This is a genomic window from Pseudomonas sp. TE21435, from assembly GCF_056279265.1.
Map to the genome: position 1 here is coordinate 4,459,771 of NZ_JBWBQZ010000001.1, position 17,769 is coordinate 4,477,539.

Genomic DNA, 17,769 nt, shown 5'->3' on the forward strand with positions numbered 1-17,769 from the left:
GCACCAGGCGCCGGTTCTTATTGCCTTCAGAGCCTCACAGCCCTTCGAGCATTGCCTTGTTACGCACCGCACCCTTGTCGGCACTGGTGGCCAGCAGGGCATAGGCCTTCAATGCGGTAGTAACCTTGCGTGGGCGCACTTCCGCCGGCTTCCAGCCCTTCTTGTCCTGCTCGACACGGCGCGCGGCCAGCTCTTCGTCGCTGACCAGCAGGTTGATCGAACGGTTGGGGATGTCGATCAGCACTTTGTCGCCATCGCGCACCAGGCCAATGGCGCCGCCTGCGGCGGCTTCCGGCGAGGCATGGCCGATGGACAGGCCCGAGGTGCCGCCGGAGAAGCGGCCATCGGTGAGCAGCGCGCACGCCTTGCCCAGGCCCTTGGATTTCAAGTACGAGGTCGGGTAGAGCATCTCCTGCATGCCCGGGCCGCCTTTCGGGCCTTCGTAGCGGATGATAACGATATCGCCGGCCTTCACCTCGTCGGCGAGGATGCCGCGTACCGCGCTGTCCTGGCTCTCGAAGATCTTCGCGTTGCCCTCGAACACGTGGATCGACTCATCCACGCCGGCGGTCTTCACCACGCAGCCGTCCAGGGCGATGTTGCCGTACAGCACGGCCAGGCCGCCCTCTTGCGAGTAGGCGTGCTCGAAGCTGCGGATGCAGCCGTTTTCGCGGTCGTCGTCCAGGGTTTCCCAGCGGGTCGACTGGCTGAAGGCGGTTTGCGTGGGGATACCGGCCGGGCCTGCCTTGAAGAAGGTGTGCACCGCTTCGTCATCGGTCTGGGTGATGTCCCACTTGGCGATGGCTTCTTCCATGCTGGGGCTGTGCACGGTCGGCAGGTCGGTGTGCAGCAGGCCGCCACGGGCCAGCGAGCCGAGAATGCTGAAGATGCCGCCGGCGCGATGCACGTCTTCCATGTGGTACTTCTGGATGTTCGGCGCCACCTTGCACAGCTGCGGCACCTTGCGCGACAGGCGATCGATGTCGCGCAGGTCGAAGTCCACCTCGCCTTCCTGGGCCGCGGCCAGCAGGTGCAGGATGGTGTTGGTCGAGCCGCCCATGGCGATGTCGAGCATCATGGCGTTCTCGAACGCCTTGAAGTTGGCGATGCTGCGCGGCAGCACGGACGCATCGCCCTCGCCGTAGTAGCGTTTGCACAGCTCGACGATGGTGCGGCCCGCGGTAAGGAACAGCTGCTCGCGGTCGGAGTGGGTCGCCAGCGTGGAGCCGTTTCCCGGCAGAGCCAGGCCCAGGGCCTCGGTCAGGCAGTTCATCGAGTTGGCAGTGAACATGCCGGAGCACGAACCGCAGGTCGGGCAGGCGCTGCGCTCGTACTCGGCAACTTTCTCGTCGCTGGCCGAGGAGTCGGCGGCGATGACCATGGCGTCGACCAGGTCCAGGCCGTGGCTGGCCAGTTTGGTCTTGCCGGCTTCCATCGGGCCACCGGAGACGAAGATCACCGGGATGTTCAGGCGCAAGGCCGCCATCAGCATGCCGGGGGTGATCTTGTCGCAGTTGGAGATGCAGACGATGGCGTCGGCGCAGTGGGCGTTGACCATGTACTCGACGGCGTCGGCGATGATCTCGCGGCTGGGCAGCGAGTAGAGCATGCCGTCGTGGCCCATGGCGATGCCGTCATCCACGGCGATGGTGTTGAATTCCTTGGCCACGCCACCGGCGCGTTCGATCTCGCGGGCAACCAGCTGGCCCAGGTCCTTCAGGTGCACGTGCCCCGGGACGAACTGGGTGAACGAGTTGGCGATGGCGATGATCGGTTTCTTGAAGTCTTCATCCTTCATCCCGGTGGCGCGCCACAGGGCGCGGGCGCCGGCCATGTTGCGGCCATGGGTGGAGGTCTTGGAACGATAATCAGGCATGGAGCGCTCCTGGCGGCTTAATCAGGTCACTGGCTTTGCGAGAAAAGTGCTTTTCCGCAAACCCAAACAGGGAGTGAGCTTCTCTTGTCCTAATACGCCGAAGGCCGGTTGCCACAGGCACGGATGGGGGTCGAAGGACCGCGCGGGATCGCCGCAGGCTCGACCAGAGCTCATAAACCCGCCGGGGGTGTCTGGCGATGAATAGCCCGATTCTACACCGCCGCGCTCGTGAGGGAATGGCGTTGTGATAATTGGCTGCCGCCAGCCCGCAAGGTAAAGGCCTTGGTGTGGAGGGGGCCGGTTTCGGTAGACTTGCGCGCCTTCTACTCCTCTGGCCAAAAGGATTTGCAATGCCAGCGCCAAGTCGCTCCTTATTGTTCTACGTCGTCATCGGCCTGATTCAGGGCGTGGTGTGGCTCACCACCGTGAAGGGGGAGGGTCAGCTGCTGGGTTTCAGCCTGTCGGTAGCCCTGTGCGTCGCGGTGGCGGTAGCGGGCGTGAACCTGCAACTGCTTGGCAGCGCGGTGCTGCAGCGTGGCACCGGCTGGTTGGTACTGGGCCTGACCGTGCTGCTCAGCGGGATCAGTGCCTGGCTCCTCGATACCGGGCGTATGGGCTGGCTGCAGCAGACCTGGTGCCTGGCCGCCGTCGTGCTGGCCTATATCGGTACCGCGTTCATTCTCGCCTGGCCGACCGGCGAAGGGCTGCGCCTGCGCTACGAAGACCTGTTCCGGCATGCCTGGAACAACGTGTTCATTGTCTTCCTGGCACAGCTGCTGACCGGCCTGTTCTGGCAACTGCTGTGGTTGTGCGCGCTGCTGTTCAGCATGCTGGGTATCCCGCAGGTCAAGGACGCGGTGGAGTCACCGGTGTTTCTCTGGCTGGTGTTGCCGGTGGTGTTTTCGCTGGGCATGCGCATGGGGCGGGAAAACGAGAAGATCATCGGCCTGCTGCGCGGCATCCTGCTGACGCTGTGCCGCTTCCTGTTGCCGCTCAGCGCGCTGATCGCCGTGCTGTTCACCCTGACATTGCCATTCTCCGGCCTGCAACCGGTGTGGAACACCGGCTATTCGACCACCCTTCTGCTGGTACTGGCGGGCATCAACCTGTTCCTGGTCAACGGCGTGTTCCAGGATGGCCGGCAAGGTAGCGTCTACCCCGCGCCGCTCAAGCGTCTGGTGGAGGCCAGCCTGCTGTGCCTGCCGGTGCTGGTGGGCCTGGCGGCCTATGCGAGCTGGCTGCGTATCGACCAATACGGGCTTACACCGTCACGGATCATGGCGTCGATGCTGGTGGGCGTGATGCTGGCGCACGGCCTGGCGGCGGTCTGGTCGGTGCTGGCTTCGCGCCAGGCCTGGCTGCACAGCCTGCGCCTGAGCAATCCATGGATCGCCCTGCTCAGTGCGCTGCTGGTGGTGGTGTTCTACACGCCGCTGCTCGATCCGCAGGCATTGAGTGCGAGGAACCAGGTCCAGCGCCTGGTCAACGGGTACACGCCGATCACCGAGTTCGACGCCGAGACCTTGTATCGCGACCTCGGCCAGCCGGGGCGTGAAGCCTTCGAGCAGCTCGAGCAGCGGCTGCAGACAGATGAACTGTTCGATGCGGGCCGCCGCCAGCAGTTGTTGGTGCTGATGGCCCAGGTGCGTCAACCGACAGTGGCCGAAGACCATGGCCCGAAGTTCGAGTGGCTCGGGCCGGTGCAATCGAGTAGCGAATCATTGGCCGACGCGACGCTTGCGCAAAGCCAGTGCGGTGGCAAGGGCTGCTACCTGTGGGCAGTCGACCTGGATGGCGACGGGCACAACGAAGTGCTGATGATCCCCCGGCACACCTATGCATCGCAGCTGTTCGTGTTCACCTGGGAAGACCGGGAGTGGCGCGAGGTGGGCAGCCTGAGCGGCAACATGGAAAACCTCGAAAGCCTGGCCAACGGGATTCGCGAGGGGGCGGTGAAACTGGTGGCGCCGCGTTACAAGACGCTGAGCATCGATGGCCAGGAGCTGCGGCCTGACTTCAGGCGCTAGCGCCCGGCGCGGAAACTTCCCGGGGGCCGCTTGGCGGCCCGTCGCGGGCCAAAGGTCATTGCTGGCCGATGCCCTGCAGGTACTCCGACCGCTCATCGCTACGTTGCGCCACGCAGGTGTCCCACGCTGCCTCGAACGCCTTGCTGCCGGGTTTCTCGGCCCAGGTCTCGACCTTGCAGTCGGCGTCACGCAGCTGCGTCCAGAGTTTCTCGGCGGCTTCCATCTTGCCGCTCAGCGCCGCGGCCTTGTCGCTTTCATCCGCGTACTGGTCGCGAATGCGCTGCATGAGGTCGTCATAGGCCGCCTTCAGCTCGCGTTCGGCGGTCTGCTTGTTGTAGGCGGCGCAGGCATAGCCCTGCTGGTCGGTCTCGACGTTGTCGCAGGGGGTGCTCTCCTCTTCGGCGGCGTGCGCGCCGAAAGCCACTGCCAGCAAGACCAGCCATGCCATTGATTTCATCGGGTTTCTCCTGAAGAGGCTGACGATGCGCTGGATTCTCGCTCAGCCCAGGCCCGGGCGATAGCTCCCCGAGAAAATGTTCATGAAACAGCGTTGTCGAGACTCGCTCTCATTGCCGAGGGGCGCGTTAGAGCGTGCCAGGTCGGCCATTGACGCTTTCGGCAAACCCCCTGTCGTTTTTGCATCGGGGCGCCTCGAGCCGCAGGCATATGCTGGCCCCAAAGCGTCGGCACAAGGTTCGGCGCCAGCAAACTTCTATAAAAGGGGACAGCCTGATGAGCCCAGCCGAACTTCACGCCGACAGCATCGTCATCGACGGCCTGATCATTGCCAAATGGAACCGCGAGCTGTTCGAGGACATGCGCAAGGGCGGGCTGACCGCGGCCAACTGCACGGTGTCGGTGTGGGAGGGCTTCAAGGCCACCGTCGACAACATCGCTTCCAGCCAGAAGCTGATCCGCGAAAACAGCGACCTGGTGATGCCGGTGCGCACCACCGCCGACATCCGCAAGGCCAAGGAACTGGGCAAGACCGGCATCCTCTTCGGCTTCCAGAACGCCCACGCGTTCGAGGACCAGATCGCCTACGTCGACGTGTTCAAGCAACTGGGCGTGGGCATCGTGCAGATGTGCTACAACACCCAGAACCTGGTCGGCACCGGCTGCTACGAGCGTGACGGCGGGCTGTCGGGCTTCGGCCGCGAAATCGTCGCCGAGATGAACCGCGTCGGCATCATGTGCGACCTGTCCCATGTCGGTTCGAAAACCTCCGAGGAGGTCATCCTCGAATCGAAGAAGCCGGTCTGCTATTCCCACTGCCTGCCTTCGGGCCTCAAGGAGCACCCGCGCAACAAGTCCGACGCAGAGCTGAAGTTCATCGCCGACCACGGCGGCTTCGTCGGTGTGACCATGTTCGCGCCGTTCCTGGCCAAAGGCATCGACTCGACCATCGACGACTACGCCGAGGCCATCGAGTACACCATGAACATCGTCGGTGAAGACGCCATCGGCATCGGTACCGACTTCACCCAGGGCCACGGCCAGGACTTCTTCGAGTACCTCACGCACGACAAGGGCTACGCCCGGCGCCTGACGAACTTCGGCAAGATCATCAACCCGCTGGGCATCCGCACCGTCGGCGAGTTCCCCAACCTGACCGAGACGCTGCTCAAGCGCGGCCATTCCGAGCGCGTGGTGCGCAAGATCATGGGCGAAAACTGGGTCAACGTGTTGAAAGACGTCTGGGGCGAGTAAGCCGCTCTCCAAGCCTGAAAGCCCTTGCCAGCAACGCCGGGGCACCCAAACAAAAAATTTTATGGAGTTGAGTTTCCATGGCCAAGATCGCCCCGCAATTGCCAATCGAAGTCGACAGCGAGACCGGTGTCTGGACCAGCGACGCCCTGCCGATGCTGTACGTGCCGCGGCATTTCTTCGTCAATAACCACATGGGCATCGAGGAAGTGCTGGGTGCCGACGCCTACGCCGAGATCCTCTACAAGGCCGGCTACAAGTCCGCCTGGCACTGGTGCGAGAAAGAGGCCGAGTGCCATGGCCTGGAAGGGGTGGCGGTGTTCGAGCACTACATGAAGCGGCTGAGCCAGCGTGGCTGGGGCCTGTTCGAGATCCAGGATATCGACCTGGATAAAGGCACCTGCAGCGTCAAGCTCAAGCACTCGGCGTTCGTGTACGTGTACGGCAAGTGCGGCCGCAAGGTCGACTACATGTTCACCGGCTGGTTCGCCGGCGCCATGGACCAGATTCTCGCCGCTCGCGGCAGCTCGATCCGCACCGTGGCCGAGCAGGTCTACGGCGGGTCGGAAGAAGGCCACGAAGATGGCCTGTTCGTTACAAAGCCGTTGTAAGCCGGAGATAGCGTCATGGCCTTCGAAGCAATGTTCCAGCCGATCCAGATCGGCAAGCTGACCATCCGCAACCGCGTGCTCAGCACCGCGCACGCCGAGGTATATGCCACCGACGGCGGCATGACCACCGACCGCTATGTGAAGTACTACGAAGAGAAGGCCAAGGGCGGCATCGGCCTGGCGATCTGCGGCGGCTCGTCGGTGGTGGCCATCGACAGCCCGCAGGAGTGGTGGGCCTCGGTCAACCTGTCCACCGACCGCATCATCCCGCACTTCCAGAACCTCGCCGACGCCATGCACAAGCATGGTGCCAAGATCATGATCCAGATTACCCACATGGGCCGGCGCTCGCGCTGGGACGGCTTCAACTGGCCCACGCTGATGTCGCCATCGGGCATTCGTGAACCGGTGCACCGCGCCACCTGCAAGACCATCGAGGTGGAAGAGATCTGGCGGGTGATCGGCAACTACGCCCAGGCTGCGCGTCGGGCCAAGGAGGGCGGCCTGGACGGCGTCGAGCTGTCGGCCGTGCACCAGCACATGATCGACCAGTTCTGGAGCCCACGGGTCAACAAGCGTACAGACGAATGGGGCGGCACCTTCGAAGGGCGCATGAAGTTCGGCCTGGAAGTGCTCAAGGCCGTGCGCAAGGAAGTCGGTGACGATTTCTGCGTGGGCATGCGCATCTGCGGTGACGAGTTCCATCCCGATGGCCTCAGCCACGAGGACATGAAGCAGATCGCCGCGTACTACGACGCCACCGGCATGCTCGATTTCATCGGCGTGGTCGGCTCGGGCTGTGACACCCACAACACCCTGGCCAACGTCATCCCCAACATGAGCTACCCGCCGGAGCCGTTCCTGCACCTGGCGGCCGGCATCAAGGAAGTGGTCAAGGTTCCGGTGCTGCACGCGCAGAACATCAAGGACCCGAACCAGGCCACGCGCATTCTCGAAGGCGGCTACGTGGACATGGTTGGCATGACCCGCGCGCACATGGCCGACCCGCACCTGATCGCCAAGATCAAGATGGGCCAGATCGACCAGATCAAGCAGTGCGTCGGTGCCAACTACTGCATCGATCGCCAGTACCAGGGCCTGGATGTGCTGTGCATCCAGAATGCGGCCACCTCCCGCGAATACCTGGGCGTGCCGCACATCATCGAGAAGACCACCGGGGTCAAGCGCAAGGTGGTGGTGGTTGGCGCAGGCCCCGCCGGTATGGAGGCGGCCCGCGTGGCAGCCGAACGTGGTCACGACGTGACCCTGTTCGAGAAGAAGGAGCAGATTGGCGGGCAGATCACCATCGCCGCCAAGGCCCCGCAGCGTGACCAGATTGCCGGTATCACCCGCTGGTACCAGCTGGAGCTGGCACGTCTGAAGGTCGACCTGCGCCTGGGGACTGCCGCCGACGTGGCGACCATCCAGGACCTGCGCCCGGATGTGATCGTGCTGGCGGTGGGTGGGCACTCGTTCCTTGAACAGAACGAGCACTGGGGCGCTGCCGAAGGCCTGGTGGTCAGCAGCTGGGATGTGCTCGACGGCAAGGTCGCGCCGGGCAAGAACGTGCTGGTGTACGACACCATCTGTGAGTTCACCGGCATGTCGGTGGCCGACTTCATTGCCGACAAGGGCAGCCAGGTCGAGATCGTCACCGACGACATCAAGCCGGGCGTGGCCATGGGCGGCACCACCTTCCCGACCTACTACCGCAGCATGTACCCGAAAGAAGTGATCATGACCGGCGACATGATGCTGGAAAAGGTCTACCGCGAAGGCGACAAGCTGGTGGCGGTGCTCGAGAACGAGTACACCGGCGCCAAGGAAGAACGGGTGGTTGACCAGGTGGTGGTGGAAAACGGTGTGCGTCCCGACGAGCAGCTGTACTACGCGCTCAAGGACGGCTCGCGCAACAAGGGCCAGATCGACGTCGAGGCGCTGTTCGCCATCAAGCCGCAGCCGATCCTCAGCCAGCCGGGCGAGGGCTACCTGCTGTACCGCATCGGCGACTGCGTGGCCCAGCGCAACGTGCATGCGGCGATCTACGACGCCTTGCGGCTGTGCAAGGATTTCTGAGCCCAGGACCAACGCGGTTCCTGTACGGAGAACACGGTGGGAGCGGGCTTGCCCCGCGATAGCGTCAGCAGGTGCAACCTGATTGGCCGATCGGACGCTATCGCGGGGCAAGCCCGCTCCCACCGACCTCTCCCACAGGGACCGGCGCACGCTTACCGCTGTTGTGGGAGCCTCCCATGTTGAACACCCTTCTACCCATCCTGCTGTTCACCGCCCTCGCCTTGGCGGTGCTCGGCGCCCTGCGCCGGGTGCGCATGTGGCGGCGCGGGCGGCCGAGCAAGGTTGACCTGCTTGGTGGCCTGCTGGCCATGCCACGGCGCTACCTGGTGGATCTGCACCATGTGGTCGAGCGCGACAAGTACATGTCCAAGACCCACGTGGCCACCGCTGGCGGCTTCGTGCTCTCGGCCGTGCTGGCGATCCTGGTGCATGGCTTTGGCCTGCACAGCAAGATCCTCGGTTACGCCTTGCTGGTGGCCACGGTGATCATGTTCAGTGGCGCCCTGTTTGTCTTCAAACGCCGGCTGGACCCGCCCTCCCGGCTGTCCAAGGGCCCGTGGATGCGCCTGCCCAAGAGCCTGCTGATGTTCGCGGCGAGCTTCTTCATTGCCACCTTGCCGGTGGCGGGGATCCTGCCTGAAGGCACGGGCGGCTGGGTACTGGTCGCACTGCTGGGTGTCGGCGTGCTGTGGGGCGTGTCCGAGCTGTTTTTCGGCATGACGTGGGGCGGGCCGATGAAGCACGCCTTCGCCGGCGCCCTGCACCTGGCCTGGCACCGCCGCGCCGAGCGCTTTGGCGGTGGCCGCTCCACGGGCCTCAAGCCGCTGGACCTGGAAGACCCGAATGCGCCGCTGGGCGTGGAAAAGCCGGTGGATTTCACCTGGAACCAGTTGCTCGGTTTCGACGCCTGCGTGCAGTGCGGCAAATGCGAGGCCATGTGCCCGGCGTTCGCCGCTGGCCAGCCGCTGAACCCGAAGAAACTGATCCAGGACATGGTCATCGGCCTGGCCGGTGGCACCGACGCGCGGTTCGCCGGCAGCCCGTACCCGGGCAAGCCGATCGGCGAGCATGGCGGCCACCCGCACCAGCCGATCGTCAACGGCCTGGTGGATGCCGAGACGCTGTGGTCGTGCACGACTTGCCGCGCCTGCGTCGAGGAATGCCCGATGATGATCGAGCACGTCGATGCCATCGTCGACATGCGCCGCCATCTGACCCTGGAAAAGGGCGCCACGCCGAACAAGGGCGCCGAGGTGCTGGACAACCTGATCGCCACCGACAACCCCGGCGGCTTCGCCCCCGGCGGGCGGATGAACTGGGCGGCCGACCTCAACCTGCAGCTGCTCTCAGAGGTGAAAACCACCGAGGTACTGTTCTGGGTGGGCGATGGCGCCTTCGACATGCGCAACCAGCGCACCCTGCGCGCCTTCGTCAAAGTGCTCAAGGCGTCCGGCGTCGACTTCGCCGTGCTCGGCCTGGAAGAGCGAGACAGCGGTGACGTGGCGCGCCGCCTGGGCGATGAAGCGACCTTCCAGCAGCTGGCCAAGCGCAATATCCAGACCCTGGCCAAATACCAGTTCCAGCGCATCGTCACCTGCGACCCACACAGTTTCCATGTACTCAAGAACGAATACGGCGCCCTTGGCGGCGAGTACCAGGTGCAGCACCACAGCACCTACATCGCCGAACTGATCGCCGCCGGCAAGCTCAACCTCGGCCAGCACAAGGGCGGTAGCGTGACCTATCACGATCCCTGCTACCTGGGCCGCTACAACGGCGAGTACCAAGCCCCGCGCGACGTGCTCAAGGCCCTCGGTATCGAGGTACGCGAAATGCAGCGCTCGGGCTTCCGTTCCCGCTGCTGTGGCGGAGGCGGCGGTGCGCCGATCACCGATATCCCCGGCAAGCAGCGTATCCCCGACATGCGCATGGACGATATCCGCGAAACCGAAGCGGAGCTGGTGGCCGTGGGCTGCCCGCAGTGCACGGCGATGCTCGAAGGCGTGGTCGAACCGCGCCCACAGATCAAGGACCTGGCCGAGCTGGTCGCCGATGTACTGATCGAAGATGAGGCCCCCGCCAGCGCAAAGTCGCCAGCGGCCAAACGTGAACCTGCGGAGGTGCACTGATGAGCGACATCATCCGCCGCGACCCACGCGCCGAGTGGATCGCCCGTAACCGCCTGCACCCGCTGCATGCGGCCATGCAGACGCAACAAACCAGCTGGATGGGCCCCAATGGGCTGATGCGCAAGAATCCCCATGCGATTGCTGCCGGCTTCATCGGCCCCAACGGCCTCAAGCGCATCGACCGCAGCGGCGCCCAGCAGGGCACCAGTGTCGGCGGCCGGCGCACAGCAGCTGCCGAAGTGCAGTTGCCGCTGCACAGCGTGGCTGCGCCTGCGTTCTATATCGCCGTGGTACCGGACATGGTCGGCGGTCGTCTCGGCAGCCACGACCGCGACCTGCTGGGCCTGGCCCACAGCCTCGCCGGTAACGACGGCGCAGTGCTGGCAATAGTGTTCGGCGAACACAAGGAAACCAACTTTTCCACAGCCGGTGTCGACCGCCTGCTGGTCATCGAGGGTGAGGCCTTCGAGGGTTATGCACCGGAACAGCTGGTCCAGGGCCTACGGGCTGTGGATAACCAGTTCACTCCACGCCACTGGTTGTTGCCTGACAGCCGAAGCGGTGGCGGCGAACTGGGCCGACGCTTTGGCGCGGCCCTGGGTGAACGCCCGGCGACGCGGGTGTGGCAGGTCAAGGATGGCCAGTGCATCGGCCGTGCTGGCGCAGGCCAGCAGGATATCCAGCGCGCCACGCCACGCTTGATCCTGGCCGCCGCCGAATGCGCCGAGCCGGTAAGCGAGACTCGCCATGAAGCCCTGCCGGTGGAGTTGTCCACAGGCGTGGCACGCAGCTTGTCGCGCATCGAAGACCTTGGCTCGGTGGCCGTGGACCCGGCCGCCATCGCCATGGCCGAGGCCGAGTTCATCGTCTCCGGCGGCAACGGTGTCAAGGACTGGGACCTATACCATCGGGCCACGGCGGCGCTTGGCGCTACAGAGGGTGCCTCGCGGGTGGCAGTGGACGATGGCTTCATGCCGCGCAACCGCCAGGTCGGCGCCACCGGCACCTGGGTCACGGCGCGGGTCTACGTGGCTGTGGGTATCTCCGGCGCCATCCAGCACCTGCAGGGCATCGGCGCCTGCGACAAGGTGGTGGCAATCAACATGGACCCGGGCTGCGACATGATCAAACGGGCTGACCTGTCGGTGATTGGCGACAGCTCGGCAATTCTCCAGGCTCTGATCGAGGCTGTGGACAACTTCCGCAGCGGCGGCCAGCGCGATGCAGCATAGGGGCACAAGCATGAGTACCAAAGTCATCAGCCTGGTTTCCATCGGTGCCCACCCCAGCTCCGGCCGCGCCCGACGCGCCGAGCAGGATGCCCGTGCCGTCGAACTGGGCTTGCAACTGGCTGGGGATAACTTGCAGGTGGTGCATGCTGGCGATCCTCGTGAAGAGGCGCTGCGTGCCTACTTGGGCATGGGGCTGGATCATCTGGATGTGCTGGAACAGCCTACTGGCGCCGATGTATTGGGTGTGCTTGGCGACTATCTACGCGATGCGGGTGCCCAACTGGTGCTGACCGGCAGCCAGGCGGAAACCGGCGAGGGCTCCGGCATGCTGCCGTTCCTGCTGGCCGAGAAACTGGGCTGGCCGCTGGTGGTGGGGTTGGCCGAGGTCGAGTCCATCGAAAACGGCACTGCCCAGGTGCTGCAGGCCTTACCTCGGGGGCAGCGGCGCCGTCTGAAGGTGCGCCTGCCGTTGCTGGCGACTGTGGACAACGCCGCACCCAAGCCACGGCAGTCAGCCTTTGGCCCGGCAAGGCGTGGGGTGCTGGCGGCAAGCACTGTGGAGGTCTTGGAAGACACTGTGCTGGCCGAAGATGCCCTGCAACCGGCCCGCCCACGGCCGAAGCGCCTCAAGGTGATCAAGGCCAAAAGTGGGGCAGACCGCATGAAGGCCGCCACGGCCAAGGCCAGTGGCGGGGGCGGCAAGGTGCTTAAGGACGTTTCTCCACAGGAAGGAGCCGAGGCCATTCTCAAGTTGCTGATGGAGGAGGGGGTGCTGCGCTGAAGTCGGTGCGGCACCAGGGATGATTGATTATGTGGTGGGAACAGGTCTGCTCGCAGTTCTGCTATGTGGATAAGTTCACTAGAGTCATTGGGACTTCAGCTCTTACCCACGAAATCTGTTTGCCAACATGTGGATAAATTGTTTGCGCTTCTCTACAGCCCTTGCACGGTATAGCCTCCAAGGAATTGAACAATATTTGTGCAATTAATGGGCGTCGGCTAATCCGATATTTCTACCATTTACGCACAGTTGCTGTTGGCAGGGCTGTGGATAACATGTTCAGGCATCACTCCAGCCCCCTGGACACAGGGCCTTCGAGCAATTGATCGAAAAACGTACAGTCGTGGGAGACGCCTCTGAGAGCCACGCAATGCATCGCGCCAAGCGCATGGATGCAAAGGCGCTGACAAGTCAGTTGAGGTTGTCAACAGGGGCGGTGGGTGGAGCTGTGGGTAAACTGGGGAGGTGTGCATTGATCCTTCCAATGATTCTGCCGGCTCGACCTATCACTTTTGACAGGTTCGCATTCCTCATGGCCTTGATAGATTCGTAGGAGCCAACATTTTAAGGGCCCCACGAATGAACGCACCGCTGCTCGCCGGTGACCGTGCGAGAACGCCTCTGGTTATATTTGAGTCGCTCGAGAACCTATCGACTACATACAACCCCTATGGCCATCGTCCGGCCTGCGCTGGGGCCTTGACCTCGGTAACGGGCTTTGTCGGCCAGCCGCGTGACCCTGCTCTAGGGTGGTACTTGCTTGGCAATGGGCATCGGGTTTACAACCCGGTCGTGCGGCGTTTCCATTCGCCTGACCGATTGAGCCCTTTCGCTGAAGGTGGTTTGAATAGCTATGCCTATTGCCAGGGCGATCCCATTAACAGGCATGACCGGGGTGGGCGCCGTAACATGCCTATCACTCCCTCCTCGACGCTGGCGACTACCACACAGGGTGGTTATGGATTCAGCAGTGCGATGAACGACTATGCAGGCGTCCTGCCCTTGGTGGCGGGTGTTGCGGTACTGCTTGCGAGCTGGTGGCTCAAAGAGCCCTTCTCCAGAACGTCCGTGGGGGGAGTTGTAAGCGGGATTGTGGGAGCGGGAATTTACGCTGCTGGACGAACCATGGAGCTTCAAGGCCACCCTTCCGGGGCTGATATAGCGACCGTTGGCGTTACTACGATGAATCTCGCAGGTACGGCAACCACATTCGATGGTCTCAGAAGCATGTGGCGGAACCAGCCTGGGGCACAGGGCGATGTGCAAAGCTTTTCAAGGGGGGGAAGCAGGCCACCCTCGAACGGCTCGAGCCCACCCACAACGCCCACTGATAGCAGCAGCTCAACATCTGGCACTAGACCGCATGGTAGCAGGCAAAATATTGCTGGGGGATTTGGGGGGCTGCTTCAAATAACGGTGCCAGGGTCGGGTAGTGGTTCTTCTACCTCCAGCAACAACCCCGTCGTTTCACCTAGTGACAATATGGTGAATGTTCGTGAACTGGAAAATTTAATCGAAACCATATAGATCTAACTGTCCGGTTCAACTTTGTTCATTTCTCTCATCATGGGGGTACCGGTTCGTGAGCAGCCGCCTACTGACTACCGATCGACTTGAAAGCCCACTTGTTACTTTGGGCTCTTCAAACAACGCCTATCGCACCTACTGTCCGTACGGCCACTTTCGAATGACTCCCGATGCTGCGGCATTGGGCTTCACCGGTCAGCGAATCGAGTCGAACCTGGGTGGCTATCTGCTGGGTAGCTACCGTGTCTACAGCCCGATCCTGATGCGTTTTCTCAGTGCGGACTCATGGAGCCCGTTCGGCGAGGGAGGAGCTAACGCATACGCCTACTGTGCCGGTGATCCCGTTAACCGACGTGATCCGTCTGGCCATGTCATCACTACCTTTGCTCAAGTCGGTCGTATTACGGGCCTGGTCAACAATGCCTTTTCGATTGGCTGGGTCGTGCTCGGCACACCACCGAAGGATAATTTAGGTGTCAATGTAAACCGTGCAATTCTGGGGGGGGCGGCGATTGGCTTGGCAGGTGCGGCGGCTACTTTAGCCGGTGCTCCGGGAGCTCCCGTCGTAGCGGCAGTGGGAACTGCGACCTCTCTCACAGGAAATGTGATCAGGGTAGGCCGGTCTATATTTGGTGAGGATGCGCAACCGGTTCAGCGAGTCACCGAAAACCTGAAGCTTTTGTTTAGAGGAGTGCCGAGAGCGGTACCAGACGCGGAGCTGGGAGGAGGTGATTCGACCGGAAGCATGATTCATCCACCGGTTGAGGGTACTGCTGGCAGCCCTTCTGCGATTTTCACTTACGAGAATGAAGGCGTTCGGCGCAGGAGAAACGCAGAGCGGCGGTCCTCAAGTTCGAGTTCAGGTTCTGGATATGTTGCTGGAGGGAGCTCGGCAAGCACTTCACGTGCTACAACGCCACTCTCTGATGATGTATTCGGTTTCCGGAGCGAAACGAATTGAGAACAGTTCGTTGACACAATCGAATGCTACGGGTTGGTTTAATCAATGGCTGCATTGCAGCCATTGATTAAACCAGGCGTATTGTCAATCGCTCACTGGGCTTGTACTTCTCTTAAGTAAGCCGCTGGCTCCGCCCCCAGATTGTTCAGCAATCGCTGGCTGTACCAATCAATGAAATTGACCACACCAAATTCATAGGTCTTGGAGTACGGACCAGGCTGGTAAGCGGTGGAATTGATGCCCCGCTGGTTCTCCTCCGCCAACCGCCGATCCTGGTCGTTGGTGGCATCCCACACCTTGCGCATCTCTTCAGGGTTGTAATCCACCCCCTCCACCGCATCCTTGTGCACCAGCCACTTGGTGGTGACCATGGTCTCCTGCGCACTGATCGGCCACACGGTGAACACGATCATGTGGTCGCCCATGCAGTGGTTCCACGAATGCGGCAGATGCAGGATGCGCATCGAGCCCAGATCCGGATTCTTGATGCGGCCCATCAGCTTTTTGCACGCCACCTTGCCGTCCATGGTCATCGACACGGTGCCCTTGAGCAGCGGCATGCGCACGATGCGATTACGCAGGCCATGACTCTTGTGCAGGTAGGGGATCTTCTCGGCGTCCCAGGCAGCGGCCGAGGCGGCCACGTGATCCTTGAATTCCTGGCTGGCGCGGGGGTCGTTGGTGTCGTCCCACTCCAGCAGCGTCTTCAACAGCTCCGGGTGCGAGCCGCTGCAGTGGTAGCACTCGCGGTTGTTCTCCAGCACCAGCTTCCAGTTGGCCTTTTCCATCAAGGTGGTCTGCACCGCCACCTTGGTGTTCTCCATGTCGTACGGTTCCATGTAGTGGTCGAGGGTGGCGAGGAACTCGTCGATGGCCGGCGGATTCTCTGCCAGGCTGATGAAGATGTAGCCTCCGGCCACCTTCACATTCACAGGCTTGAGCCCGTACTGGTTCATGTCGAAGTCGGCGCCCATCTCGGTGCCGGCGAACAGCAGGCGGCCATCGAGTTCGTAGGTCCACTGGTGATAGTGGCAGACCAGCTTGGCCACCTTGCCTTTGTCGCTGACGCACAGGCGCGAGCCGCGGTGGCGGCAGACGTTGTGGAAGGCATGCACCTTACCTTCGGCACCGCGTATCACGATGATCGGGTTCTTGCCGATCTGCAGGGTGATGTAGTTGCCCTTGGTCGGGATCTCGCAAACCATGCCGGCGATCAGCCACTCCTTGTGGAAGATCTCCTGCATGTCGATCTGGAACAGGCGCTCATCGCAGTAGAACGGTTGCGGCAGCGAGTAGGTGCGCTCGCGGGTCTGCAGCATCTCGGCGGTGGCCTTGCGTGCAGGTTCCAGTGGATCGCCCAGGCTCAGGGTTGCGGTGACGTCCATCGTGTGGTCCTCGTGGCCGCGTGCGGCCGGCTGAAGTGGCTAATCGTTGTTGTAGTGCCGCAAGGCTGTTCTTCGGGATAAACAGCGTGTTGTTTTGCCGAGGAGTGTGCGTCCGGGCAGGGAAAGGACCATATCCACGGGCGACATGGCCGCATCGAATTCCGACGCGCCAGCCCTTGTAGCGCGGGGCTGGTCGCGATAAGCACGCCGATGTCGCGGATGGGAATGTACGCAGGCGGCGCTATGCGCATTATCGGAGCCATAAGAAAGGCCGACAGTCGGCTGCTGGAGATGAACATGTCCGATACCTTCCTCAATCCGGTTACCACCCAGACCTGGGCCAATGGCCGCCACATCGTGCGCTGCGTCAAGGTCATCCAGGAAACCTGGGACGTGCGCACCTTCTGCTTCATGGCCGACCAGCCGATCATGTTCTTCTTCAAGCCCGGGCAGTTCGTCACCCTGGAGCTGGAGATCGAAGGCAAGCCGGTGATGCGTTCGTACACCATCTCCAGCTCGCCGTCAGTGCCTTACAGCTTCTCGATCACCGTCAAGCGCGTACCGGGCGGGCTGGTGTCGAACTTCCTTCACGACACCATGCACGAAGGCGCCGAGCTGCCGGTGCACGGGCCGGTGGGGCTGTTCAACGCCATCGACTTCCCGGCCGGCAAGACGCTGTACCTGTCCGGCGGCGTGGGCATCACCCCGGTGATGTCCATGGCGCGCTGGTTCTACGACACCAACGCCAATGTCGACATGGTCTTCGTGCACAGCGCCCGCTCGCCGAAAGACATCATCTACCACCGTGAGCTGGAGCAGATGGCCTCGCGCATCCCCAACTTCAGCCTGCATATCATTTGCGAGAAGCATGGGCTGGGCGAGCCGTGGGCGGGTTATCGCGGCTACTTGAACCAGCGGTTGATGGAGCTGATCGCCCCGGACTACCTCGAGCGCACCATATTCTGCTGCGGCCCCACGCCCTACATGAGCGCGGTCAAGCGCATGCTCGAAGCGGTCGGCTTCGACATGAAGAACTACCACGAGGAATCGTTCGGCGCGACGCCGCCTGAAGCCAAGGCCGACGCGGTGGAGCACGCCGAAGCGGCGGCCGATGCGCCGGAAGTGGATGTGGCAGATCTGAATCTGGTGGAGTTCGTCGGCAGCGACAAGAGCATCCGCGTGGCCCCGGGCGAGACCGTGCATGCGGCGGCGGCCAAGGTCGGGCTGATGATCCCCAAGGCCTGCGGCATGGGTATCTGCGGCACCTGCAAGGTACTCAAGCTCGGCGGCGAGGTGGAGATGGAGCACAACGGCGGGATCACCGAGGAGGATGAGGCCGAGGGCTACATCCTGTCGTGCTGCAGCGTGCCGAAGGGGGATGTGCGGATCGAGTATTGATCCTCAATCGGAGGCGATCGCGGGGCAAGCCCGCTCCCACGCAGTGAGGCTGGTGGGAG

At 62.8% G+C, this 17,769-nt stretch carries 13 protein-coding genes; 10 read left to right on the forward strand and 3 right to left on the reverse strand.

The features are described 5' to 3' along the window. Nucleotides 1–34 precede the first annotated feature (34 nt). Complete coding sequence (ilvD, locus tag ACZ9C1_RS20145; protein WP_046857461.1) at nucleotides 35–1,876, reverse strand: dihydroxy-acid dehydratase; 1,842 nt, start codon at nucleotides 1,874–1,876, stop codon at nucleotides 35–37. Nucleotides 1,877–2,226: 350 nt separating this feature from the next. On the opposite strand from ilvD, the gene ACZ9C1_RS20150 reads away from it, so the two are divergent. After that, nucleotides 2,227–3,903, forward strand: coding sequence for a DUF4153 domain-containing protein (locus tag ACZ9C1_RS20150; RefSeq protein ID WP_110700272.1), 1,677 nt, complete (start codon nucleotides 2,227–2,229; stop codon nucleotides 3,901–3,903). Nucleotides 3,904–3,958: 55 nt separating this feature from the next. Here ACZ9C1_RS20150 and ACZ9C1_RS20155 read toward each other — a convergent pair whose 3' ends face one another. Beyond that, the gene (locus tag ACZ9C1_RS20155) at nucleotides 3,959–4,360 is read right to left on the reverse strand and encodes a lysozyme inhibitor LprI family protein (RefSeq protein WP_046857459.1); all 402 of its coding nucleotides are present in this window, start codon (nucleotides 4,358–4,360) and stop codon (nucleotides 3,959–3,961) included. A 275-nt stretch (nucleotides 4,361–4,635) separates the two neighbouring features. On the opposite strand from ACZ9C1_RS20155, the gene ACZ9C1_RS20160 reads away from it, so the two are divergent. From ACZ9C1_RS20160 to ACZ9C1_RS20195, 8 genes are all read left to right on the forward strand, one after another. Then, nucleotides 4,636–5,613, forward strand: coding sequence for a dipeptidase (locus ACZ9C1_RS20160; RefSeq protein WP_011536164.1), 978 nt, complete (start codon nucleotides 4,636–4,638; stop codon nucleotides 5,611–5,613). Between the two features lie 77 nt (nucleotides 5,614–5,690). Continuing rightward, entirely contained in the window at nucleotides 5,691–6,221 is a 531-nt protein-coding gene (locus ACZ9C1_RS20165) for a DUF5943 domain-containing protein (protein ID WP_012316656.1), read from the forward strand. A gap of 15 nt (nucleotides 6,222–6,236) precedes the next feature. Next, a complete protein-coding gene (dgcA, locus tag ACZ9C1_RS20170) occupies nucleotides 6,237–8,297 on the forward strand; it encodes a dimethylglycine demethylation protein DgcA (protein ID WP_038707195.1) in 2,061 nt (686 codons plus the stop codon). 176 nt (nucleotides 8,298–8,473) lie between these two features. Beyond that, nucleotides 8,474–10,426 (forward strand): dimethylglycine demethylation protein DgcB, encoded by a 1,953-nt coding sequence (gene dgcB / locus ACZ9C1_RS20175; protein WP_277502507.1) that lies wholly within the window; start codon nucleotides 8,474–8,476, stop codon nucleotides 10,424–10,426. After that, nucleotides 10,426–11,658, forward strand: coding sequence for an electron transfer flavoprotein subunit alpha (etfA, locus tag ACZ9C1_RS20180; RefSeq protein WP_457378229.1), 1,233 nt, complete (start codon nucleotides 10,426–10,428; stop codon nucleotides 11,656–11,658). Before dgcB ends, etfA begins: the two co-directional genes overlap by 1 nt. Nucleotides 11,659–11,668: 10 nt before the next feature. Then, entirely contained in the window at nucleotides 11,669–12,439 is a 771-nt protein-coding gene (gene etfB, locus ACZ9C1_RS20185) for an electron transfer flavoprotein subunit beta (RefSeq protein WP_457378228.1), read from the forward strand. 579 nt (nucleotides 12,440–13,018) lie between these two features. Further along, a complete protein-coding gene (locus ACZ9C1_RS20190; RefSeq protein ID WP_476254309.1) occupies nucleotides 13,019–13,966 on the forward strand; it encodes an RHS repeat-associated core domain-containing protein in 948 nt (315 codons plus the stop codon). 160 nt (nucleotides 13,967–14,126) lie between these two features. Further along, the gene (locus ACZ9C1_RS20195; RefSeq protein WP_457378257.1) at nucleotides 14,127–14,927 is read left to right on the forward strand and encodes an RHS repeat-associated core domain-containing protein; all 801 of its coding nucleotides are present in this window, start codon (nucleotides 14,127–14,129) and stop codon (nucleotides 14,925–14,927) included. Between the two features lie 92 nt (nucleotides 14,928–15,019). Here the strand turns inward: ACZ9C1_RS20195 and gbcA are convergent, their stop codons facing one another. Further along, a complete protein-coding gene (gbcA, locus tag ACZ9C1_RS20200; protein WP_102681858.1) occupies nucleotides 15,020–16,312 on the reverse strand; it encodes a glycine-betaine demethylase subunit GbcA in 1,293 nt (430 codons plus the stop codon). A 297-nt stretch (nucleotides 16,313–16,609) separates the two neighbouring features. Between gbcA and gbcB the strand changes: the two genes are divergently transcribed. Next, a complete protein-coding gene (gene gbcB / locus ACZ9C1_RS20205) occupies nucleotides 16,610–17,710 on the forward strand; it encodes a glycine-betaine demethylase subunit GbcB (RefSeq protein WP_046857453.1) in 1,101 nt (366 codons plus the stop codon). Nucleotides 17,711–17,769 lie beyond the last annotated feature (59 nt).

What these genes read in the sequence shown, in the direction of transcription:
- ilvD (WP_046857461.1), bottom strand. Translation starts at nt 1,876, where the DNA reads ATGCCTGATTATCGTTCCAAGACCTCCACCCATGGCCGCAACATGGCC.
- ACZ9C1_RS20150 (WP_110700272.1), top strand. Translation starts at nt 2,227, where the DNA reads ATGCCAGCGCCAAGTCGCTCCTTATTGTTCTACGTCGTCATCGGCCTG.
- ACZ9C1_RS20155 (WP_046857459.1), bottom strand. Translation starts at nt 4,360, where the DNA reads ATGAAATCAATGGCATGGCTGGTCTTGCTGGCAGTGGCTTTCGGCGCG.
- ACZ9C1_RS20160 (WP_011536164.1), top strand. Translation starts at nt 4,636, where the DNA reads ATGAGCCCAGCCGAACTTCACGCCGACAGCATCGTCATCGACGGCCTG.
- ACZ9C1_RS20165 (WP_012316656.1), top strand. Translation starts at nt 5,691, where the DNA reads ATGGCCAAGATCGCCCCGCAATTGCCAATCGAAGTCGACAGCGAGACC.
- dgcA (WP_038707195.1), top strand. Translation starts at nt 6,237, where the DNA reads ATGGCCTTCGAAGCAATGTTCCAGCCGATCCAGATCGGCAAGCTGACC.
- dgcB (WP_277502507.1), top strand. Translation starts at nt 8,474, where the DNA reads ATGTTGAACACCCTTCTACCCATCCTGCTGTTCACCGCCCTCGCCTTG.
- etfA (WP_457378229.1), top strand. Translation starts at nt 10,426, where the DNA reads ATGAGCGACATCATCCGCCGCGACCCACGCGCCGAGTGGATCGCCCGT.
- etfB (WP_457378228.1), top strand. Translation starts at nt 11,669, where the DNA reads ATGAGTACCAAAGTCATCAGCCTGGTTTCCATCGGTGCCCACCCCAGC.
- ACZ9C1_RS20190 (WP_476254309.1), top strand. Translation starts at nt 13,019, where the DNA reads ATGAACGCACCGCTGCTCGCCGGTGACCGTGCGAGAACGCCTCTGGTT.
- ACZ9C1_RS20195 (WP_457378257.1), top strand. Translation starts at nt 14,127, where the DNA reads ATGACTCCCGATGCTGCGGCATTGGGCTTCACCGGTCAGCGAATCGAG.
- gbcA (WP_102681858.1), bottom strand. Translation starts at nt 16,312, where the DNA reads ATGGACGTCACCGCAACCCTGAGCCTGGGCGATCCACTGGAACCTGCA.
- gbcB (WP_046857453.1), top strand. Translation starts at nt 16,610, where the DNA reads ATGTCCGATACCTTCCTCAATCCGGTTACCACCCAGACCTGGGCCAAT.